Origin of the sequence: Dryocola boscaweniae (genome assembly GCF_025215095.1) — a bacterium.
GTDB classification, from domain to species: domain Bacteria; phylum Pseudomonadota; class Gammaproteobacteria; order Enterobacterales; family Enterobacteriaceae; genus Dryocola; species Dryocola boscaweniae.
This window is the reverse complement of the sequence record NZ_JALHAP010000079.1, coordinates 293527-308501: the sequence shown is the minus strand read 5'-3', so window position 1 is coordinate 308501 and position 14975 is coordinate 293527. Positions and strand designations below refer to the sequence as shown.

General features: G+C 52.5%; 18 protein-coding genes. 14 read left to right on the top strand and 4 right to left on the bottom strand.

Features of this window, described 5'->3' with window-relative positions:
• Positions 1-26 precede the first annotated feature (26 nt).
• Positions 27-1103 (bottom strand): porin, encoded by a 1077-nt coding sequence (locus tag MUA00_RS13930; protein WP_271123622.1) that lies wholly within the window; start codon positions 1101-1103, stop codon positions 27-29.
• Between the two features lie 236 nt (positions 1104-1339).
• Here MUA00_RS13930 and MUA00_RS13925 point away from each other — a divergent pair, with 236 nt between their 5' ends.
• Together MUA00_RS13925 and MUA00_RS13920 are read left to right on the top strand one after the other, a co-directional pair.
• Positions 1340-2197 (top strand): SIS domain-containing protein, encoded by an 858-nt coding sequence (locus MUA00_RS13925; RefSeq protein ID WP_408639711.1) that lies wholly within the window; start codon positions 1340-1342, stop codon positions 2195-2197.
• A 57-nt stretch (positions 2198-2254) separates the two neighbouring features.
• The gene (locus tag MUA00_RS13920) at positions 2255-2779 is read left to right on the top strand and encodes a rhodanese family protein (protein WP_271123621.1); all 525 of its coding nucleotides are present in this window, start codon (positions 2255-2257) and stop codon (positions 2777-2779) included.
• On the opposite strand, the gene MUA00_RS13915 is transcribed toward MUA00_RS13920, so the two are convergent.
• Positions 2776-3456 carry a hypothetical protein gene (locus MUA00_RS13915; RefSeq protein ID WP_271123620.1) on the bottom strand — a complete coding sequence of 227 codons (681 nt, stop codon included), beginning with the start codon at positions 3454-3456 and terminating at the stop codon, positions 2776-2778. The genes MUA00_RS13920 and MUA00_RS13915 overlap by 4 nt on opposite strands.
• A gap of 134 nt (positions 3457-3590) precedes the next feature.
• Here MUA00_RS13915 and MUA00_RS13910 point away from each other — a divergent pair, with 134 nt between their 5' ends.
• Positions 3591-3770: a hypothetical protein gene (locus MUA00_RS13910; RefSeq protein WP_271123619.1), complete on the top strand. Its 180-nt coding sequence runs from the start codon at positions 3591-3593 to the stop codon at positions 3768-3770.
• Positions 3771-3878: 108 nt separating this feature from the next.
• Here MUA00_RS13910 and MUA00_RS13905 read toward each other — a convergent pair whose 3' ends face one another.
• Positions 3879-4166 (bottom strand): DUF2623 family protein, encoded by a 288-nt coding sequence (locus MUA00_RS13905; RefSeq protein ID WP_271123618.1) that lies wholly within the window; start codon positions 4164-4166, stop codon positions 3879-3881.
• A 324-nt stretch (positions 4167-4490) separates the two neighbouring features.
• Here MUA00_RS13905 and alaE point away from each other — a divergent pair, with 324 nt between their 5' ends.
• Positions 4491-4946: an L-alanine exporter AlaE gene (alaE, locus tag MUA00_RS13900; RefSeq protein ID WP_271123617.1), complete on the top strand. Its 456-nt coding sequence runs from the start codon at positions 4491-4493 to the stop codon at positions 4944-4946.
• 33 nt (positions 4947-4979) lie between these two features.
• Here the strand turns inward: alaE and MUA00_RS13895 are convergent, their stop codons facing one another.
• The gene (locus MUA00_RS13895) at positions 4980-5321 is read right to left on the bottom strand and encodes a DUF2002 family protein (RefSeq protein ID WP_271123616.1); all 342 of its coding nucleotides are present in this window, start codon (positions 5319-5321) and stop codon (positions 4980-4982) included.
• A gap of 159 nt (positions 5322-5480) precedes the next feature.
• On the opposite strand from MUA00_RS13895, the gene MUA00_RS13890 reads away from it, so the two are divergent.
• From MUA00_RS13890 to MUA00_RS13845, 10 genes are all read left to right on the top strand, one after another.
• Positions 5481-5807, top strand: a complete 327-nt coding sequence (locus tag MUA00_RS13890) for a DUF883 family protein (RefSeq protein WP_271123615.1) — start codon at positions 5481-5483, stop codon at positions 5805-5807.
• Positions 5808-5836: 29 nt separating this feature from the next.
• The gene (locus MUA00_RS21335; RefSeq protein ID WP_408639710.1) at positions 5837-6013 is read left to right on the top strand and encodes a hypothetical protein; all 177 of its coding nucleotides are present in this window, start codon (positions 5837-5839) and stop codon (positions 6011-6013) included.
• A 180-nt stretch (positions 6014-6193) separates the two neighbouring features.
• Positions 6194-6430 (top strand): glutaredoxin-like protein NrdH, encoded by a 237-nt coding sequence (nrdH, locus tag MUA00_RS13880; protein WP_271123614.1) that lies wholly within the window; start codon positions 6194-6196, stop codon positions 6428-6430.
• Complete coding sequence (gene nrdI / locus MUA00_RS13875) at positions 6427-6837, top strand: class Ib ribonucleoside-diphosphate reductase assembly flavoprotein NrdI (RefSeq protein WP_271123613.1); 411 nt, start codon at positions 6427-6429, stop codon at positions 6835-6837. Before nrdH ends, nrdI begins: the two co-directional genes overlap by 4 nt.
• Entirely contained in the window at positions 6828-8957 is a 2130-nt protein-coding gene (gene nrdE, locus MUA00_RS13870; protein ID WP_271123650.1) for a class 1b ribonucleoside-diphosphate reductase subunit alpha, read from the top strand. Before nrdI ends, nrdE begins: the two co-directional genes overlap by 10 nt.
• A gap of 9 nt (positions 8958-8966) precedes the next feature.
• Positions 8967-9929 (top strand): class 1b ribonucleoside-diphosphate reductase subunit beta, encoded by a 963-nt coding sequence (gene nrdF / locus MUA00_RS13865; protein ID WP_271123612.1) that lies wholly within the window; start codon positions 8967-8969, stop codon positions 9927-9929.
• Between the two features lie 334 nt (positions 9930-10263).
• Positions 10264-11466, top strand: a complete 1203-nt coding sequence (gene proV, locus MUA00_RS13860) for a glycine betaine/L-proline ABC transporter ATP-binding protein ProV (protein ID WP_271123611.1) — start codon at positions 10264-10266, stop codon at positions 11464-11466.
• Positions 11459-12553, top strand: coding sequence for a glycine betaine/L-proline ABC transporter permease ProW (gene proW, locus MUA00_RS13855; RefSeq protein WP_271123610.1), 1095 nt, complete (start codon positions 11459-11461; stop codon positions 12551-12553). Before proV ends, proW begins: the two co-directional genes overlap by 8 nt.
• A 74-nt stretch (positions 12554-12627) precedes the next feature.
• On the top strand, positions 12628-13620 hold the full coding sequence (gene proX, locus MUA00_RS13850) for a glycine betaine/L-proline ABC transporter substrate-binding protein ProX (protein WP_271123609.1): 993 nt from the start codon (positions 12628-12630) through the stop codon (positions 13618-13620).
• A 163-nt stretch (positions 13621-13783) separates the two neighbouring features.
• Positions 13784-14968: an MFS transporter gene (locus MUA00_RS13845; RefSeq protein ID WP_271123608.1), complete on the top strand. Its 1185-nt coding sequence runs from the start codon at positions 13784-13786 to the stop codon at positions 14966-14968.
• The last annotated feature ends 7 nt before the right edge of the window (positions 14969-14975 follow it).

Below are 14975 nucleotides of genomic sequence, written 5' to 3'. Positions count from 1 at the left end.
GTTATCCCGCTCCGGTCACAGCATAATTAGAATTCGTAACGAAGCCCGGCGTGGTAGAAGCTTTCTGATGCGGAGCTTCCGCCAAACGAAACGCTTCGGCCGGTCATGACGTTTTTGCCATCCTGCCCGTTCCGCAGAATATATGCCGTGTAGATTGAGCTACGTGGGGTCAGCTTATATTGCGCCTCGAAGGTGGTATCACGCAGCACCAGCTCATCGCCGCCTTCGTTATTGAGATAACGGTAGCCGGTTCGAACCGTCCAGTCGCTGTTAATGTCGTAAACGGCGGTGAACTCCCAGTTTTTATCTTTGCTGTCCGCATAGCCGTTGGTGTAAGTCACCGTGTCCTGCGAGTAGAGCAGGCCAAGCATCAATGAACCGAGGTAATAACGCGTACCTACGCCGCCATAGGTGAAGGTATCTGCGCCGTTAGTACGGCTGTTATCGCTTTGCTTTGCACGGGTTTTCTGGAAAGCGATAACCGGGGCCAGCTTGCCGGCATCGCCCATATCCAGCGTGTAGCGCAGCGCGGCGTTATAGCCGTAATCCAGATCTGAGGTGTTGTTCCCGATGATATAAGCGGTGGAGAAATCAAAATTGCCAAAAGTATTCTGATACTGAACGGTGCCATCCTGACGGAATACCTGAACGGCCGTCGGGTCGATGTGTCGAGCCTGGCGTCCCGTAGAAACATCTGAACTGGCGAACACATCGCCGATATCGGTAAACATAATCAGCCCGGAAGAAACGCGTCCGCCGGTAATTTTCCCGTACTGGGACATATCCAGGCCCGCCCAGACATAACGCGCGGTCAGGCTGTCATTTTCGCCTTCAACGTTGTTGGCGTATTCCGCGGAGTTAACCTGATATTGCGCAAGACCGATGACCGACACGGTGTCATTAACAACCTGACGACCGCTTACCCCTAAACGGCCATCGAAATCGCCCTGCGTATCCCCGGACTTTTTATCAGAGATGTTGAACCCTAAACGGCCATACAAATCTACGGTCGATCCATCTTTAGCTTTATAAATTTCAGCAGCTTGTGTAGTGAAACTCGCCAGCAAGGCAAGGAGAGAAACGGTATAAGCCTTTGTTTTCATTATCATCATTCCATTAGCGAATAAATTATAAGTTGGTCTGGCGCCGACCGGAATAATTAATGATCCAAATGATAATTTAAAGGAATATTTTATTCTTTTATGAATAAATGTGACGGCATTCATACATTTTGTATGACGAACAACAATCAGAAATTTCGTCAATTCAGGGTGATGAATGTTGCCTTTCAGCGACGAGAAGGTGATGATCGAATTGGATTTTTTTGTGGAGAAACGCCGTGCTGTACCGTCAAAAATTGATTGAAAATATGGGGCGTTTCACCCCAGGCGAGCGCAAGATTGCGAGCTTCATTATTGACAGCCCCGATGCGTTGAAAGAACTCTCCTCACAACAGATGGCGCAAACGCTTGGCGTCAGCCAGTCGGCCATCGTGAAATTTGCCCAGAAACTCGGGCTACAGGGCTTCACAAAATTAAAAGTGGCGCTGGTTGAAGAGTGGGGAAAACAGGTTACCGAACGCAAGCAGCAATCGCCTCATCTGCATAACGATATCAGCAGCCAGGATCCCCTTCTTGATGTTGCAAATAAGCTTCTGAATGAAAAGCTTAGCGCCATAAGAAAGACGACCGACAACCTCGATATTCCCGAGGTTGAAAAGATAATTGGGCTGCTTCAGGCGGCGAGGCGCATCCAGATTTCCGCCATTGGCGGCTCTTCTCTGGTGGGGAAGGATCTCGCCTGGAAGCTGATGAAAATAGGTTTTCATATCCTTACGGATTACGACACCCATGTGCAATTAACCCTCGCACAAACGCTAACCAGCCAGGACGTGATGCTGGCAATCTCCTTTTCCGGTCAGCGTAAAGAAGTGCTCCTGGCGGCAGAGATAGCAAAATCCAAAGGCGCGACGGTGATTGCCATAACTTCTTTGCAGAACAGCGCCCTGAGAAAACTGGCCGATTTCACGCTCGATACCGTTTCGGATGAGCAACGCTGGCGAAGCTCCTCTATTTCATCGCGTACGGCGCAACTGTGCATAACCGATTTGCTGTTTATGGGTCTGCTTCAGCTTAACGAAAGCGAAGGAATGAAGATGATAGAGCAGAGCCGCAATTACGTTGAGAGATTAACCTGAGCGCATTTTTGCGATGCCAGCGCGCTCGAATTTAACTTAACGCTTCTGAGGAACCCGATGAATATGCAAAGTATTTCCCCTGCCGAGGCCAAAGTGCTGCTAGAAAAAGGCGCGGCGTTGATCGATATCCGTGAGCGGGATGAATATGCACGCGAAAATATCGCCGAGGCGCATCTCCTGTCGCTTTCCGCCATTGAAAACGGCGATCGGCTTGGTCCGTTCGAGCCTTACGACACGGTAATTTTTTACTGCCAGTCGGGCATGCGCTCGTCGCAAAATGCGCAAAAACTGGCAGAGGCTGTCGCTCCGGCAAAGGTTTTGCTGCTGGAAGGCGGGCTGAATGCGTGGAAGAAAGAGGGGCAGGAAATCCTTGCCGATAAATCTCACCCTCTGCCGCTGATGCGCCAGGTGCAAATAGCGGCGGGCACGCTGGCGCTGGCCGGCGTCGTGCTGGGGTATGCCGTTAATCCGGGGTTCTTTTTGCTTTCCGGTTTTGTCGGCGCGGGCCTGCTGTTTGCTGGTATCAGCGGCTTTTGCGGCATGGCTCGCCTTTTGGCCTTCATGCCGTGGAACCGCCGCTAGCAGGCGTAAACCTCCGTCCAGTTATAGTTGGTAAAGGCTAATTTTACCGGCGCGGATACAGATCCGTAGTCATCCGCCTGATGCGCAAGGAAATACTCCCTGAACCGGGCAGGCAGAAATTCTGCCTGATAACGCAAAATCGTGCTGTGCCAGAACGGCGGCGGCAAGGGAATATCACCATGTCGTTCGCGCAGTTTATTGCGCCAGGGGGAAGCAAGCAGTTGCCGGGCAAACGATTCTTTTGCGGTGTGGCTTTTCGCGTCTGGCGTACCGGCAACCAAAAGCTGATTCGGTAGCGCCACAAGCCGCAGGTTGTTGATACTTACCAAATGATTTTTTGCATTTTTGGCGAAGATATTCGCCAGATCAGGATCGATATCAGCAATGTCCGCACACTGGTAAATCGGCATCGTGATTGCGAAAAAGGTAAAATGTAATCCTGATAAAGGCATCGCATCCGCCAGCGGATCGCCTGCGGCCTGCTCATTAATCTCACACAATAATTTATGTAACGATGCGGTTAGCGCGGGTTTGATGCCGCTGGTAATAGCAAGTTTGCGCGGGTCATAAAACGCTTGTTGCATAACTTCCCCACGCCCGGGATGGGCTTCCCACCTGACGAGCGTTTTCTCGCTGGTGGTGGAATAAAGCTGCTGTAGTTCACTGGCATTAAACATGGCGCCTCCTTTCCCCTACCCTATCTCAATAATGCGCGAAACGTTATGCGAGTATTCTTTATCGTCCGGTCGCTCTGATCTATGTTTATAAGCATCAACTGGCAGTTTAATACCTTACTTTTGAGAGGCTATATATGTTTAAAGCGGGCGATCTGGTTCAACCTAAAAAAGGCGGACCAAAGATGGAGGTGCTTGATGTGCAAGGAGATGAAGTGATTTGCGCGCCATCCAACATTCTCAGCGGTGAAACGGTCACGCTGAAAGCGTCTGAGGTGACGCTGTATAAAGAAGACGGTGATTTTGGCGTTTGCTGATTAGCCTGCGGGCGGGCAATGCTGCCCGCCTGAAACAAATAAAATATGCCCTTTCCTTGTCATCGCCAGTTCTCAACAACCGGGCATGGCGGTAATAAGGCTCAGCAATCAATAGCCTTTTTCATAACCTGCCAAAAAACATTTCACGGCCACATCGGCGTGAGCTTCTTTAAAAAAATCTGCCACGGACTCTTTATCAAGAGAGTAACGGCGCGTCAGAACGCCAGCCTCCCAGGCGGCGCGCTGGCGATCGCCGGTTTGTTCAGAAAGACGATAGGTGAACCCCAGCACAAAACCCCGTTTATAGTCGGAGCAGAACCGCGCCACTTTGCTGACACTGTCGGCTTCGCGAGCTTTAAGTCCCGCCATCAACCCCTTACCGAAATGGTTTTCCATCAGCTCGCCCTCACATAATGAATCGCTATATAAACCATTATATAGCGATCTTTCTGGCGCTGGACAGCATAAAAAATCATTAGCACTTAACAACATGATTTTAAATGTAAAAAATACAACCAGACGACAAAATCAGGAAAGGCGCGTGGATAAGGCTCTTTTAGCGGATTTTATTGACGAATCGGCAAGAAATAAAAATTTTTCGCTAATTGTCCAAAATCATACAGATGGATAATCTATATGCAATAAATAACCCAACCTTTATAACTGGCATAAACGTCAAGAAATGGTGTTTATGACTGGTTACATTCCGGAGCCAGAATAATGTTTTCTCCTGAGTCGCGCCTGCGCCACGCCGCAGCGGATACTTTTGCGATGGTGGTTTATTGCTCGGTAGTCAACATGATGATTGAGATCTTCCTCTCCGGCATGAGCTTTGACCAGTCGCTTTCATCGCGCCTCGTCGCTATTCCGGTAAATATCCTCATCGCCTGGCCGTACGGCATGTACCGGGATGCCTTTATGCGCTTCGCAAAACGTTACGGCCGTGCAAGCTGGACAAAAAATCTGGCGGACGTGCTGGCTTATGTCACCTTTCAGTCGCCGGTCTATGTGGCAATTTTGCTGACGGTCGGGGCCGACTGGAATCAAATTATCGCAGCCGTGAGTTCTAATATTGTTATTTCGATGATGATGGGTGCGGCTTACGGCTATTTTCTGGATTACTGCCGCCGTCTGTTTCGTCTTAGCGGCTACCGGAGCGCGAAAGTTGGAGTTTAAGAAGTGTGACTGGCGCAACGCCAGTCCTGAAGATTAACGCTCGCCAAATAACCCGGACAAATAGCGCTCCAGCGCAATGCGTGAGCTAAAACCGTGCGGAATGCCGTAATGCTGGTGCGTTTCCCCGGCCAGATAAAGCGGAAACTGCTGATAGTGATCGCAGGTTTTAACATCCGACGCGGGCTCGGCCAGTGACTGACTCCGTTCTTTAAGCGTTGGATGAATAACCAACGCCGTACGCCCCATACGCGCTTCGCGATTAACATAAACGTAGTTTTCACCACGGCGGTAGCCATAGGCTTTAGGGGTCACTTCATCCATGGTAAAACCGGCTTTTTCAAGTACGCGGGCCACCTCGTCAGGTCTTAAATACATAATTTTTCCTCGTCATCTTTTTAGCTTCGCAACCATACAATAACCAGCATTAGCAGGGCTTTCAGATTAGTCCATAAAGACGGTGAAAGACCGTGACCTGCCTCATTACTAAAAATTATGGTCTACACTGGAAGTTACATCGCAAATAGGGAGAAACACATGTTTAACCGACCAAATCGAAACGAAGTTGATGAAAGCGTTGACGATATTAACCACGACGTGAACCAACTGGCGGACACGCTGGAAGAGGTTCTGAAGTCTTTCGGTAGCGATGTTAAAGAGGAAGGCGAAGCGGCGCGTAAAAAGGCTGAATCCCTCCTGAAAGAGACCCGTGCCCGCATTCAGGGTCGTGGCCGTGTGAAACAAGCTGCCTGTAACGCAATAAGCTGTGCGGATACTTACGTTCGCGACAAACCATGGCATAGCGTTGGAATTAGCGCTGCCGTCGGGATCTTCCTCGGCGCGCTTTTGGTTTCACGCCGCTAAGACCGGCTGTACGCAACAAAAAGACAGTGATGTTTGATACTAAATACGCGTTCGCCCCGACAGTTCCGCTGCCGGGGTTTTTACGTTATGGCCTGTCGAAACCGCTTTGCAAAGCGCTGCGCCGCATGCTGCGAGGCCACATTAGTAAAACTCATCAGAATTCCCCCTCGCCTTTTGAGGCCATTCGCCAGTCGCTTAAAGCCTGAACGGCAAGACCTGACGTACGGGCACGGGCAACCAGAGCGCTCACGAAAAAAAATCCAGCGTCACCCGCCACGCTGCTCGTTCAGACATTACTTATCTAAAAATACTATATCTTGTATGGTTGATAATTTTCCCGCCCACATCTAGTATTCATATTCTCAACCACAGAGAGAATAAGAATCATGCGCATTACCATATACACTCGTAACGACTGTGTTCAGTGCCACGCCACTAAGCGCGCTATCGAAAGCCGTGGGTTTTCTTTCGACCTGATCAATCTCGATTTAAATCCCGAAGCCGCGGACGATTTACGTGCGCAGGGGTATCGCCAGCTACCGGTTGTGGTGACAGAACAGGAAAGCTGGAGCGGCTTTCGCCCAGACATGATTAACCGACTGCGCGCCCGAGCCAGCGCATGAGTCATCTCGTCTACTTCTCAAGCTCGTCGGAAAATACCCTGCGTTTTGTTGAACGCCTTGGGTTGCCCGCCCTGCGCATTCCGCTGGAAGTTAAACAGCGGCTGGAAGTGACGGAACCCTATATTTTGATCGTACCGAGCTACGGCGGCGGCGGCATTGCCGGCGCCGTGCCCGCCCAGGTGATTCGATTTTTAAACAACCCCGTCAACCGGTCACTGCTTCGCGGTGTGATTGCCAGCGGCAATCGCAATTTCGGAGAAGGGTTTTGCCGGGCCGGCGATGTCATAGCCCAAAAATGCCAGGTGCCGTACCTCTATCGTTTTGAGCTATTAGGTACTGACCAGGACATTGAAAACGTACGTAAGGGAGTAAGCGAATTTTGGCAACGACAGAAACAATCCGCGTAACGGCGACAGACGGCGCGGACTATCACGCGCTCAACGCCATGCTGAATCTCTATGATTCCGAAGGCCGCATCCAGTTTGAAAAAGACAAACTGGCGGTGGAAAAATTTCACGAGCAGCATGTGCTCCCCCGCACGCGGCAGTTTGCCAGCCAGCATGCGCGTCTGAACTGGCTTGTGGCGGAAGGTTATTACGATGAACGCGTGCTCACGCGTTACGATCGCGGATTCGTCGTTGCTTTATTTGAGAAGGCGCATAACAGCGGCTTTCGCTTCAAAACGTTCCTCGGCGCATGGAAGTTCTACACCAGCTACACGCTGAAATCTTACGACGGCAAAGAGTACCTCGAACATTTTGAAGACCGCGTGACTATGGTGGCGCTGACGCTTGCGCAGGGCGACGAAAAGCTGGCGTATCGTCTGATGGAAGAGATGCTCTTCGGCCGTTTCCAGCCCGCCACGCCAACCTTCCTGAACTGCGGAAAACAGCAGCGCGGCGAACTTGTTTCCTGCTTCCTGTTACGCATTGAAGACAACATGGAATCGATTGGGCGTGCGGTTAACTCTGCGCTGCAGCTTTCCAAACGCGGCGGCGGCGTGGCTTTCCTGCTCTCGAACCTGCGCGAAGCGGGCGCGCCGATTAAGCGCATCGAAAACCAGTCATCCGGCGTCATTCCCGTGATGAAAATGCTGGAAGATGCGTTTTCCTACGCCAACCAGCTTGGCGCGCGTCAGGGCGCCGGCGCGGTTTATCTCCACGCCCATCATCCGGATATTTTCCGCTTCCTTGACACCAAGCGTGAAAACGCCGACGAGAAGATCCGCATCAAAACGCTTTCGCTCGGCGTCGTTATCCCGGATATCACCTTCCAGTTGGCAAAAGATAATCAGCCGATGGCGCTTTTCTCTCCTTACGATGTGGAACGCATTTACGGCAAACCGTTCGGCGACATCGCCGTCAGCGAACTTTACGAAGAGATGGTGGCGGACGAGCGCATTCGTAAAACGTTTATTAACGCCCGTGATTTCTTCCAGCGCCTGGCTGAGATCCAGTTTGAATCCGGCTATCCGTACATCATGTTTGAAGATACGGTAAACCGCGCCAACCCCATTGCCGGGCGCATTAATATGAGCAACCTGTGTTCGGAAATTTTGCAGGTTAACAGCGCATCGACCTATGACGAGAACCTCGATTATTCGCAGGTCGGCAAAGATATCTCCTGTAATCTTGGCTCGCTGAACATCGCCCACACTATGGATTCACCTGATTTTGGCCGCACCGTCGAAACAGCCATTCGCGGGCTGACGGCGGTTTCCGACATGAGCCATATCCGCTCGGTGCCGTCCATTGAAGCGGGGAATGCCGCCTCTCATGCCATTGGCCTGGGGCAGATGAACCTGCACGGTTATCTGGCGCGCGAGGGAATTGCCTACGGCTCGCCGGAAGGGCTGGATTTCACCAATATCTATTTCTACACCATTACCTGGCATGCGGTGCGCGCTTCGAATTTGCTGGCCCGGGAGCGCAAACAGCGTTTCGCAGGCTTTGAACGCTCACGCTACGCCAGCGGCGAATACTTCAGTCAGTATCTGCAGGAAATCTGGTATCCCAAAACGACGAAAGTACGCGAGCTGTTTGCTAAAGCGGGAATCGCTATTCCGACTCGGGAACAGTGGCGGCAGTTGCGTGACGACGTGATGGAATACGGCTTGTATAACCAGAATCTGCAGGCGATTCCGCCGACCGGATCGATTTCATATATCAACCACGCGACGTCAAGCATTCATCCAATCGTCTCGCGCATTGAGATCCGCAAAGAAGGCAAAACCGGCCGCGTTTACTACCCGGCGCCTTTTATGACTAACGACAACCTGGAGTTTTACCAGGATGCCTACGATATCGGCCCGGAAAAAATTATCGACACCTACGCCGAAGCCACGCGCCACGTGGATCAGGGGCTATCGCTGACGCTGTTCTTCCGCGATACGGCCACCACTCGCGACATCAACAAAGCGCAGATTTATGCCTGGAAAAAAGGCATCAAAACCCTTTACTACATTCGCCTGCGACAGATGGCGCTGGAAGGAACGGAGGTGCAGGGCTGCGTGTCCTGCGCTTTATAAGGAGAGAACATGACACAGTTAACCCGCATCAGCGCCATCAACTGGAACAAAATCGAGGATGAAAAAGACCTCGAAGTCTGGAACCGACTAACCAGCAATTTCTGGCTGCCGGAAAAGGTGCCGCTGTCTAACGATATCCCGGCCTGGCAGTCGCTGGAGCGCGACGAACAGCAGCTTACCATCCGCGTGTTCACCGGGCTGACGCTGCTGGATACCATTCAGAATAACGTTGGCGCGCCGGTGCTGATGGCGGATGCCGTTACGCCGCACGAAGAAGCCGTGCTTTCCAATATTAGCTTTATGGAAGCGGTACATGCCCGCTCTTACAGCTCGATTTTCTCGACGCTGTGCCAGACTAAAGACGTGGACGCGGCCTATGCCTGGAGTGAAGAAAACGAGCCGTTGCAGCGTAAGGCGCAAATAATTCTCGCCCATTACCATGCGGACGACCCGCTAAAGAAAAAGATCGCCAGCGTATTTCTGGAATCTTTCCTCTTTTATTCAGGCTTTTATTTGCCGATGTACTGGTCAAGCCGCGGCAAATTAACCAATACCGCCGATCTGATTCGGCTGATTATTCGTGACGAAGCGGTTCATGGTTATTATATCGGCTATAAATATCAGAAAGCGCTGGCGCAACAGAGCGCGCAACGCCTGAACGAACTGCAAAACTTCGCTCTGGATTTGCTGATGGATCTCTACGATAACGAGGTTGCCTATAGCGAAGCGCTGTACGGCGGCGTGGGCTGGGTAGATGAGGTGAAAGCGTTCCTGTCCTACAACGCCAACAAGGCGCTGATGAACCTCGGCTACAACGCGCTTTTCCCGCCGGAAATGGCAGAAGTGAACCCGGCTATTCTGGCCGCGCTTTCGCCAAACGCCGATGAAAACCATGACTTTTTCTCAGGCTCCGGCTCATCGTACGTGATGGGTAAAGCGGTCGAAACCCAGGACGAAGACTGGGATTTCTAATCGTTAAATTCAACTCAGAAAAGGTGCCGCAAGGCACCCGTTCGCCTGCCGATTTATTCATTCCGCGTCACCGTAATATATAAATATTAATTCTGCCTGGATATCACACTATTCGGGCAGAATTATCATCTATTGACAAAAAATATGGCTTTCATCGAATTTGCTCGCAGCCCCCGGTACCACGGGGAATTTCATCCGCATTCGCAATGCGGATATTTGTCATGCGGGAAATTGAGGGTTGTCTCAGATTCTGAGTATGTTAGGGTATATCCAGGTGAATATTTCCATCAGGAATTGTGTATATATAAATTAAATATGGGATTAACTTTATTGCATGGCAATTAAATTAGAAGTAAAGAACTTATATAAAGTATTTGGTGAGCATCCACAACGCGCATTCAAATATATAGAAAAAGGTTTATCAAAAGCTGAAATATTAGAAAAAACAGGGCTGTCGCTTGGCGTGAAAGACGCCAGTCTGGCCATTGAAGAAGGCGAGATATTCGTCATCATGGGGTTATCCGGTTCCGGTAAATCCACCATGGTTCGCCTTCTCAATCGCCTGATTGAACCAACCCGCGGACAAGTTCTGATTGACGGCGTAGACATCGCCAAAATATCAGACGTCGAACTCCGTGAGGTGCGCAAAAATAAGATCTCCATGGTCTTCCAGTCCTTTGCTTTGATGCCTCATATGAACGTGTTAGATAACACGGCGTTTGGTATGGAATTAGCAGGCATGCCGGTGGCTGAGCGCCATGAAAAAGCGCTTGATGCACTGCGTCAGGTGGGGCTTGATACTTATGCCCACGCTTATCCTGACGAGCTTTCCGGCGGTATGCGCCAGCGTGTTGGCTTAGCCCGCGCGCTGGCCATTAATCCAGATATATTATTGATGGATGAAGCCTTCTCCGCCCTCGATCCATTAATTCGTACTGAAATGCAGGACGAATTAGTTAAATTGCAGGCAAAACACCAGCGCACCATTGTGTTTATTTCTCACGACCTTGACGAAGCGATGCGTATTGGCGACCGAATTGCCATTATGCAGGGCGGCGAAGTGGTGCAGGTCGGTACGCCGGATGAAATCCTTAACAATCCGGCGAATGACTATGTGCGTACTTTCTTCCGCGGCGTGGATATCAGCCAGGTGTTCAGCGCAAAAGATATTGCCCGTCGTAGCCCGGCAGGCCTGCTGCGCAAAACTACCGGTTTTGGTCCGCGCGTCGCGCTGAAGCTGCTGCAGGATGATGACCGCGAATATGGCTATGTCATTGAGCGCGGACAGAAATTCCTCGGCATCGTTTCCACCGATTCACTGAAAACCGCAATGGCGGCGGGGCTTGGTTTAGACAGCGCGTTTCTGGAGTCTCCGGCGGCGGTTTCCGCCGACACGTCACTGAGCGACTTGCTCACCCCTGTAGGACAGGCGCCGTGCGCGGTGCCGGTAGTGGGTGAAGAAAATCAGTACGTGGGCATCATCTCAAAAGGGGTGTTGCTGCAGGCATTAGACCGTGAGGGGGCAACCAATGAGTGATTCATCAAATCCATGGGATACCGGTAGCGTGGCTGCCGATACGACCACAAATCAGGCCGCATCCAGTGCAGATGCATGGGGCAGCCAGGCCGCCACTACGCCCGACGCGGGCAGCGGCGCCGACTGGCTTACTTCAGCCCCTGCGCCGCAGCCTGAACATTTTAATATTCTCGATCCGTTCCATAAAACGCTGATCCCACTCGACAGTTGGGTAACGCACGGCATTGACTGGGTCGTCACCCACTTCCGCCCGGTGTTCCAGGGCATTCGCGTGCCGGTGGATTACATTCTGAGCGGCTTCCAGCAGCTATTGCTGGGGATGCCCGCGCCGGTTGCCATCATCGTGTTTGCGTTGATTGCCTGGCAGATGTCGAGCCTCGGCATGGGTATCGCGACGCTGGTTTCCCTGGTGGCCATTGGCGCAATCGGCGCCTGGTCTCAGGCGATGGTTACGCTGGCTCTGGTACTGACGGCGCTGCTGTTCTGTATGGTCATCGGACTACCGCTCGGAATATGGCTTGCACGAAGCGAACGTGCCGCGAAATTCATTCGTCCGCTGCTGGATGCGATGCAAACCACGCCGGCGTTCGTTTATCTGGTGCCGATTGTGATGCTGTTTGGGATCGGCAACGTGCCGGGCGTCGTGGTGACGATTATCTTCGCCCTGCCGCCTATTGTGCGTCTGACCATCCTCGGCATTAAACAGGTGCCGGAAGATTTGGTCGAGGCCGCCCGTTCATTCGGCGCAAGCCCGCGCCAGATGTTGTTTAAAGTACAGTTACCGCTGGCCATGCCAACCATTATGGCAGGTGTAAACCAGACGCTGATGCTTGCCCTCTCCATGGTAGTAATCGCATCAATGATTGCCGTCGGTGGGCTTGGCCAGATGGTACTGCGCGGCATTGGCCGTCTTGACATGGGCCTTGCCACCGTCGGCGGCGTGGGGATTGTAATCCTCGCCATTATTCTCGACCGCCTGACACAGTCCATTGGTCGCGATTCACGCAGCCGTGGCAACCGTCGCTGGTACTCCACCGGCCCGTTGGGTCTGCTGACCCGTCCCTTCATTAAGGTGGAAAAGCGCTAGCGCCATTCACCCTCTCAATACTCTCCGGCGGGTGGCACTACGCTTACCCGCCCTACGACAAAAAAGGAATAACGATGCGACACACAGCTATTTTAGCCACGGCCCTTGCCACACTCGTTACCACCAGCGCCTTCGCAGCCGACCTGCCGGGTAAAGGCATTACCGTTCAGCCAGCGCAAAGCACTATCTCAGAAGAGACATTTCAGACGTTATTAGTCAGCCGCGGCCTTGAAAAACTGGGCTATACGGTCGCCAAACCAAGCGAAGTTGATTACAACGTCGCCTATACCTCCATGGCCGCAGGCGACATCACCTTCGTGGCCACCAACTGGAAGCCGCTGCATGACGATATGTATACCGCAGCAGGCGGCGACAAGAAGTTCTACCGTGAAGGAACTTATGTTCAGGGCGCAGCTCAGGGCTACCTTATCGACAAAAAAACGGCCGAGCAGTACAAAATCACCAATATAGAGCAGCTAAAAGATCCGAAAATCGCCAAACTGTTTGACACCAACGGCGACGGTAAAGCGGACATGACCGGCTGTACTCCTGGCTGGGGTTGCGAAGCGGTTATCAACCACCAGATTGACGCTTATGGTCTGAGCAACACCGTGGTGCATAACCAGGGTAACTACTCCGCGATGATCGCCGATACCATCACCCGCCATAAAGAAGGCAAGCCAATTCTGTACTACACCTGGACACCGTACTGGGTGAGCGATGTGATGGTGCCGGGCAAAGACGTGGTATGGCTGCAGGTGCCGTTCTCATCCATGCCGGGTGAGCAGAAAGACATCGACACTAAACTGCCAAACGGCGCTAACTACGGTTTCCCGGTGAACACCATGCACATCGTGGCAAACAAAGCCTGGGCCGAGAAAAACCCGCAGGCGGCGAAACTGTTTAGCCTGATGAAGCTGCCGCTGGCGGATATCAACGCCGAAAACGCAATGATGCATAACGGTCACGCATCCGAAGCCGATATCCAGGGTCACGTTGATGGCTGGATCAAAGCTCACCAGGCGCAGTTCGACGGCTGGGTGAACGAAGCATTAACGGCTAAGTAACGCCCCGGCGGGTGGCGCCTTGCTTATTCGCCCTACAGATTGTAGGGCGGGTAAGCGAAGCGCCATCCACCATTGTCCCCTTCCCCTTACCGCACAATCTGACTTCTGCATCCATTAATTTTCGTTATTATTCCCGCTCAATCCTCACAAGCAGAAAATAAGAATGAAAAATTCCGCACATGGACTGAGTCCTGCGCTAATTGTCCTGATGTCTGTTGCGACCGGGCTGGCTGTTGCCAGCAACTACTACGCACAGCCCCTGCTCGATACCATCGCGAACGCTTTTTCCCTTTCCATTAATCAGGCCGGCTTTATCGTTACCGCCGCACAGCTCGGCTATGCCGCGGGGTTACTGCTGTTGGTGCCGCTGGGCGATATGTTTGAACGCCGCGGGCTTATCGTTTTTATGACGCTGCTGGCCGCAGGCGGCATGCTCATTACCGCCGCCAGCCAGTCTTTGTGGATGATGATCCTCGGCACCGCGCTAACCGGTTTATTCTCCGTGGTTGCGCAGATTCTGGTGCCGCTGGCCGCGCATCTTGCCGAGCCGGAAAAGCGCGGAAAAGTTGTCGGCACTATTATGAGCGGTCTGCTGCTGGGCATTCTGCTGGCGCGTACCGTTGCTGGTTTGCTGGCAGGCCTTGGCGGCTGGCGCACCGTTTACTGGGTCGCAAGCGTGCTGATGGTTCTGATGGCGGTGGCGCTATGGCGCGGCCTGCCGACGGTGAAACAGGACAATCATCTTAACTATCCGCAGCTTCTCGGCTCCGTCTTTAGCCTGTTTATCAAAAACAGCCTGCTGCGCACCCGCGCTCTGCTGGGCTGCCTGACGTTCGCGAACTTCAGCATTCTGTGGACGTCGATGGCGTTTTTACTGGCCTCGCCGCCGTTTAACTTCTCTGAAGGGGTTATCGGCCTGTTCGGGCTGGCCGGTGCGGCGGGCGCGTTAGGCGCGCGTCCTGCGGGCGGCTTTGCGGATAAGGGCAAAGCGCATCTCACCACAACAATTGGTCTGGGGCTGCTTCTGCTGTCCTGGATTGCCACGGCGCTTGGGCAGTTTTCGGTTATCGCGCTGATTATCGGGATTCTGATCCTGGATCTGACGGTTCAGGGTGTGCATATCACCAACCAGACGGTGATTTATCGCATGATGCCGGAAGCGCGCAACCGCCTGACCGCCGGCTACATGACCAGCTATTTTATTGGCGGGGCCGCCGGGTCGTTGATTTCTGCAAGCGCCTACCAGCATGCCGGATGGAACGGGGTATGCATCGCAGGTGCCATCGTCGCCCTACTAAATCTGGTAGTGTGGTGGCGAGGCTATCACCGCCAGGTGGACTGCCAATAACCCTTTA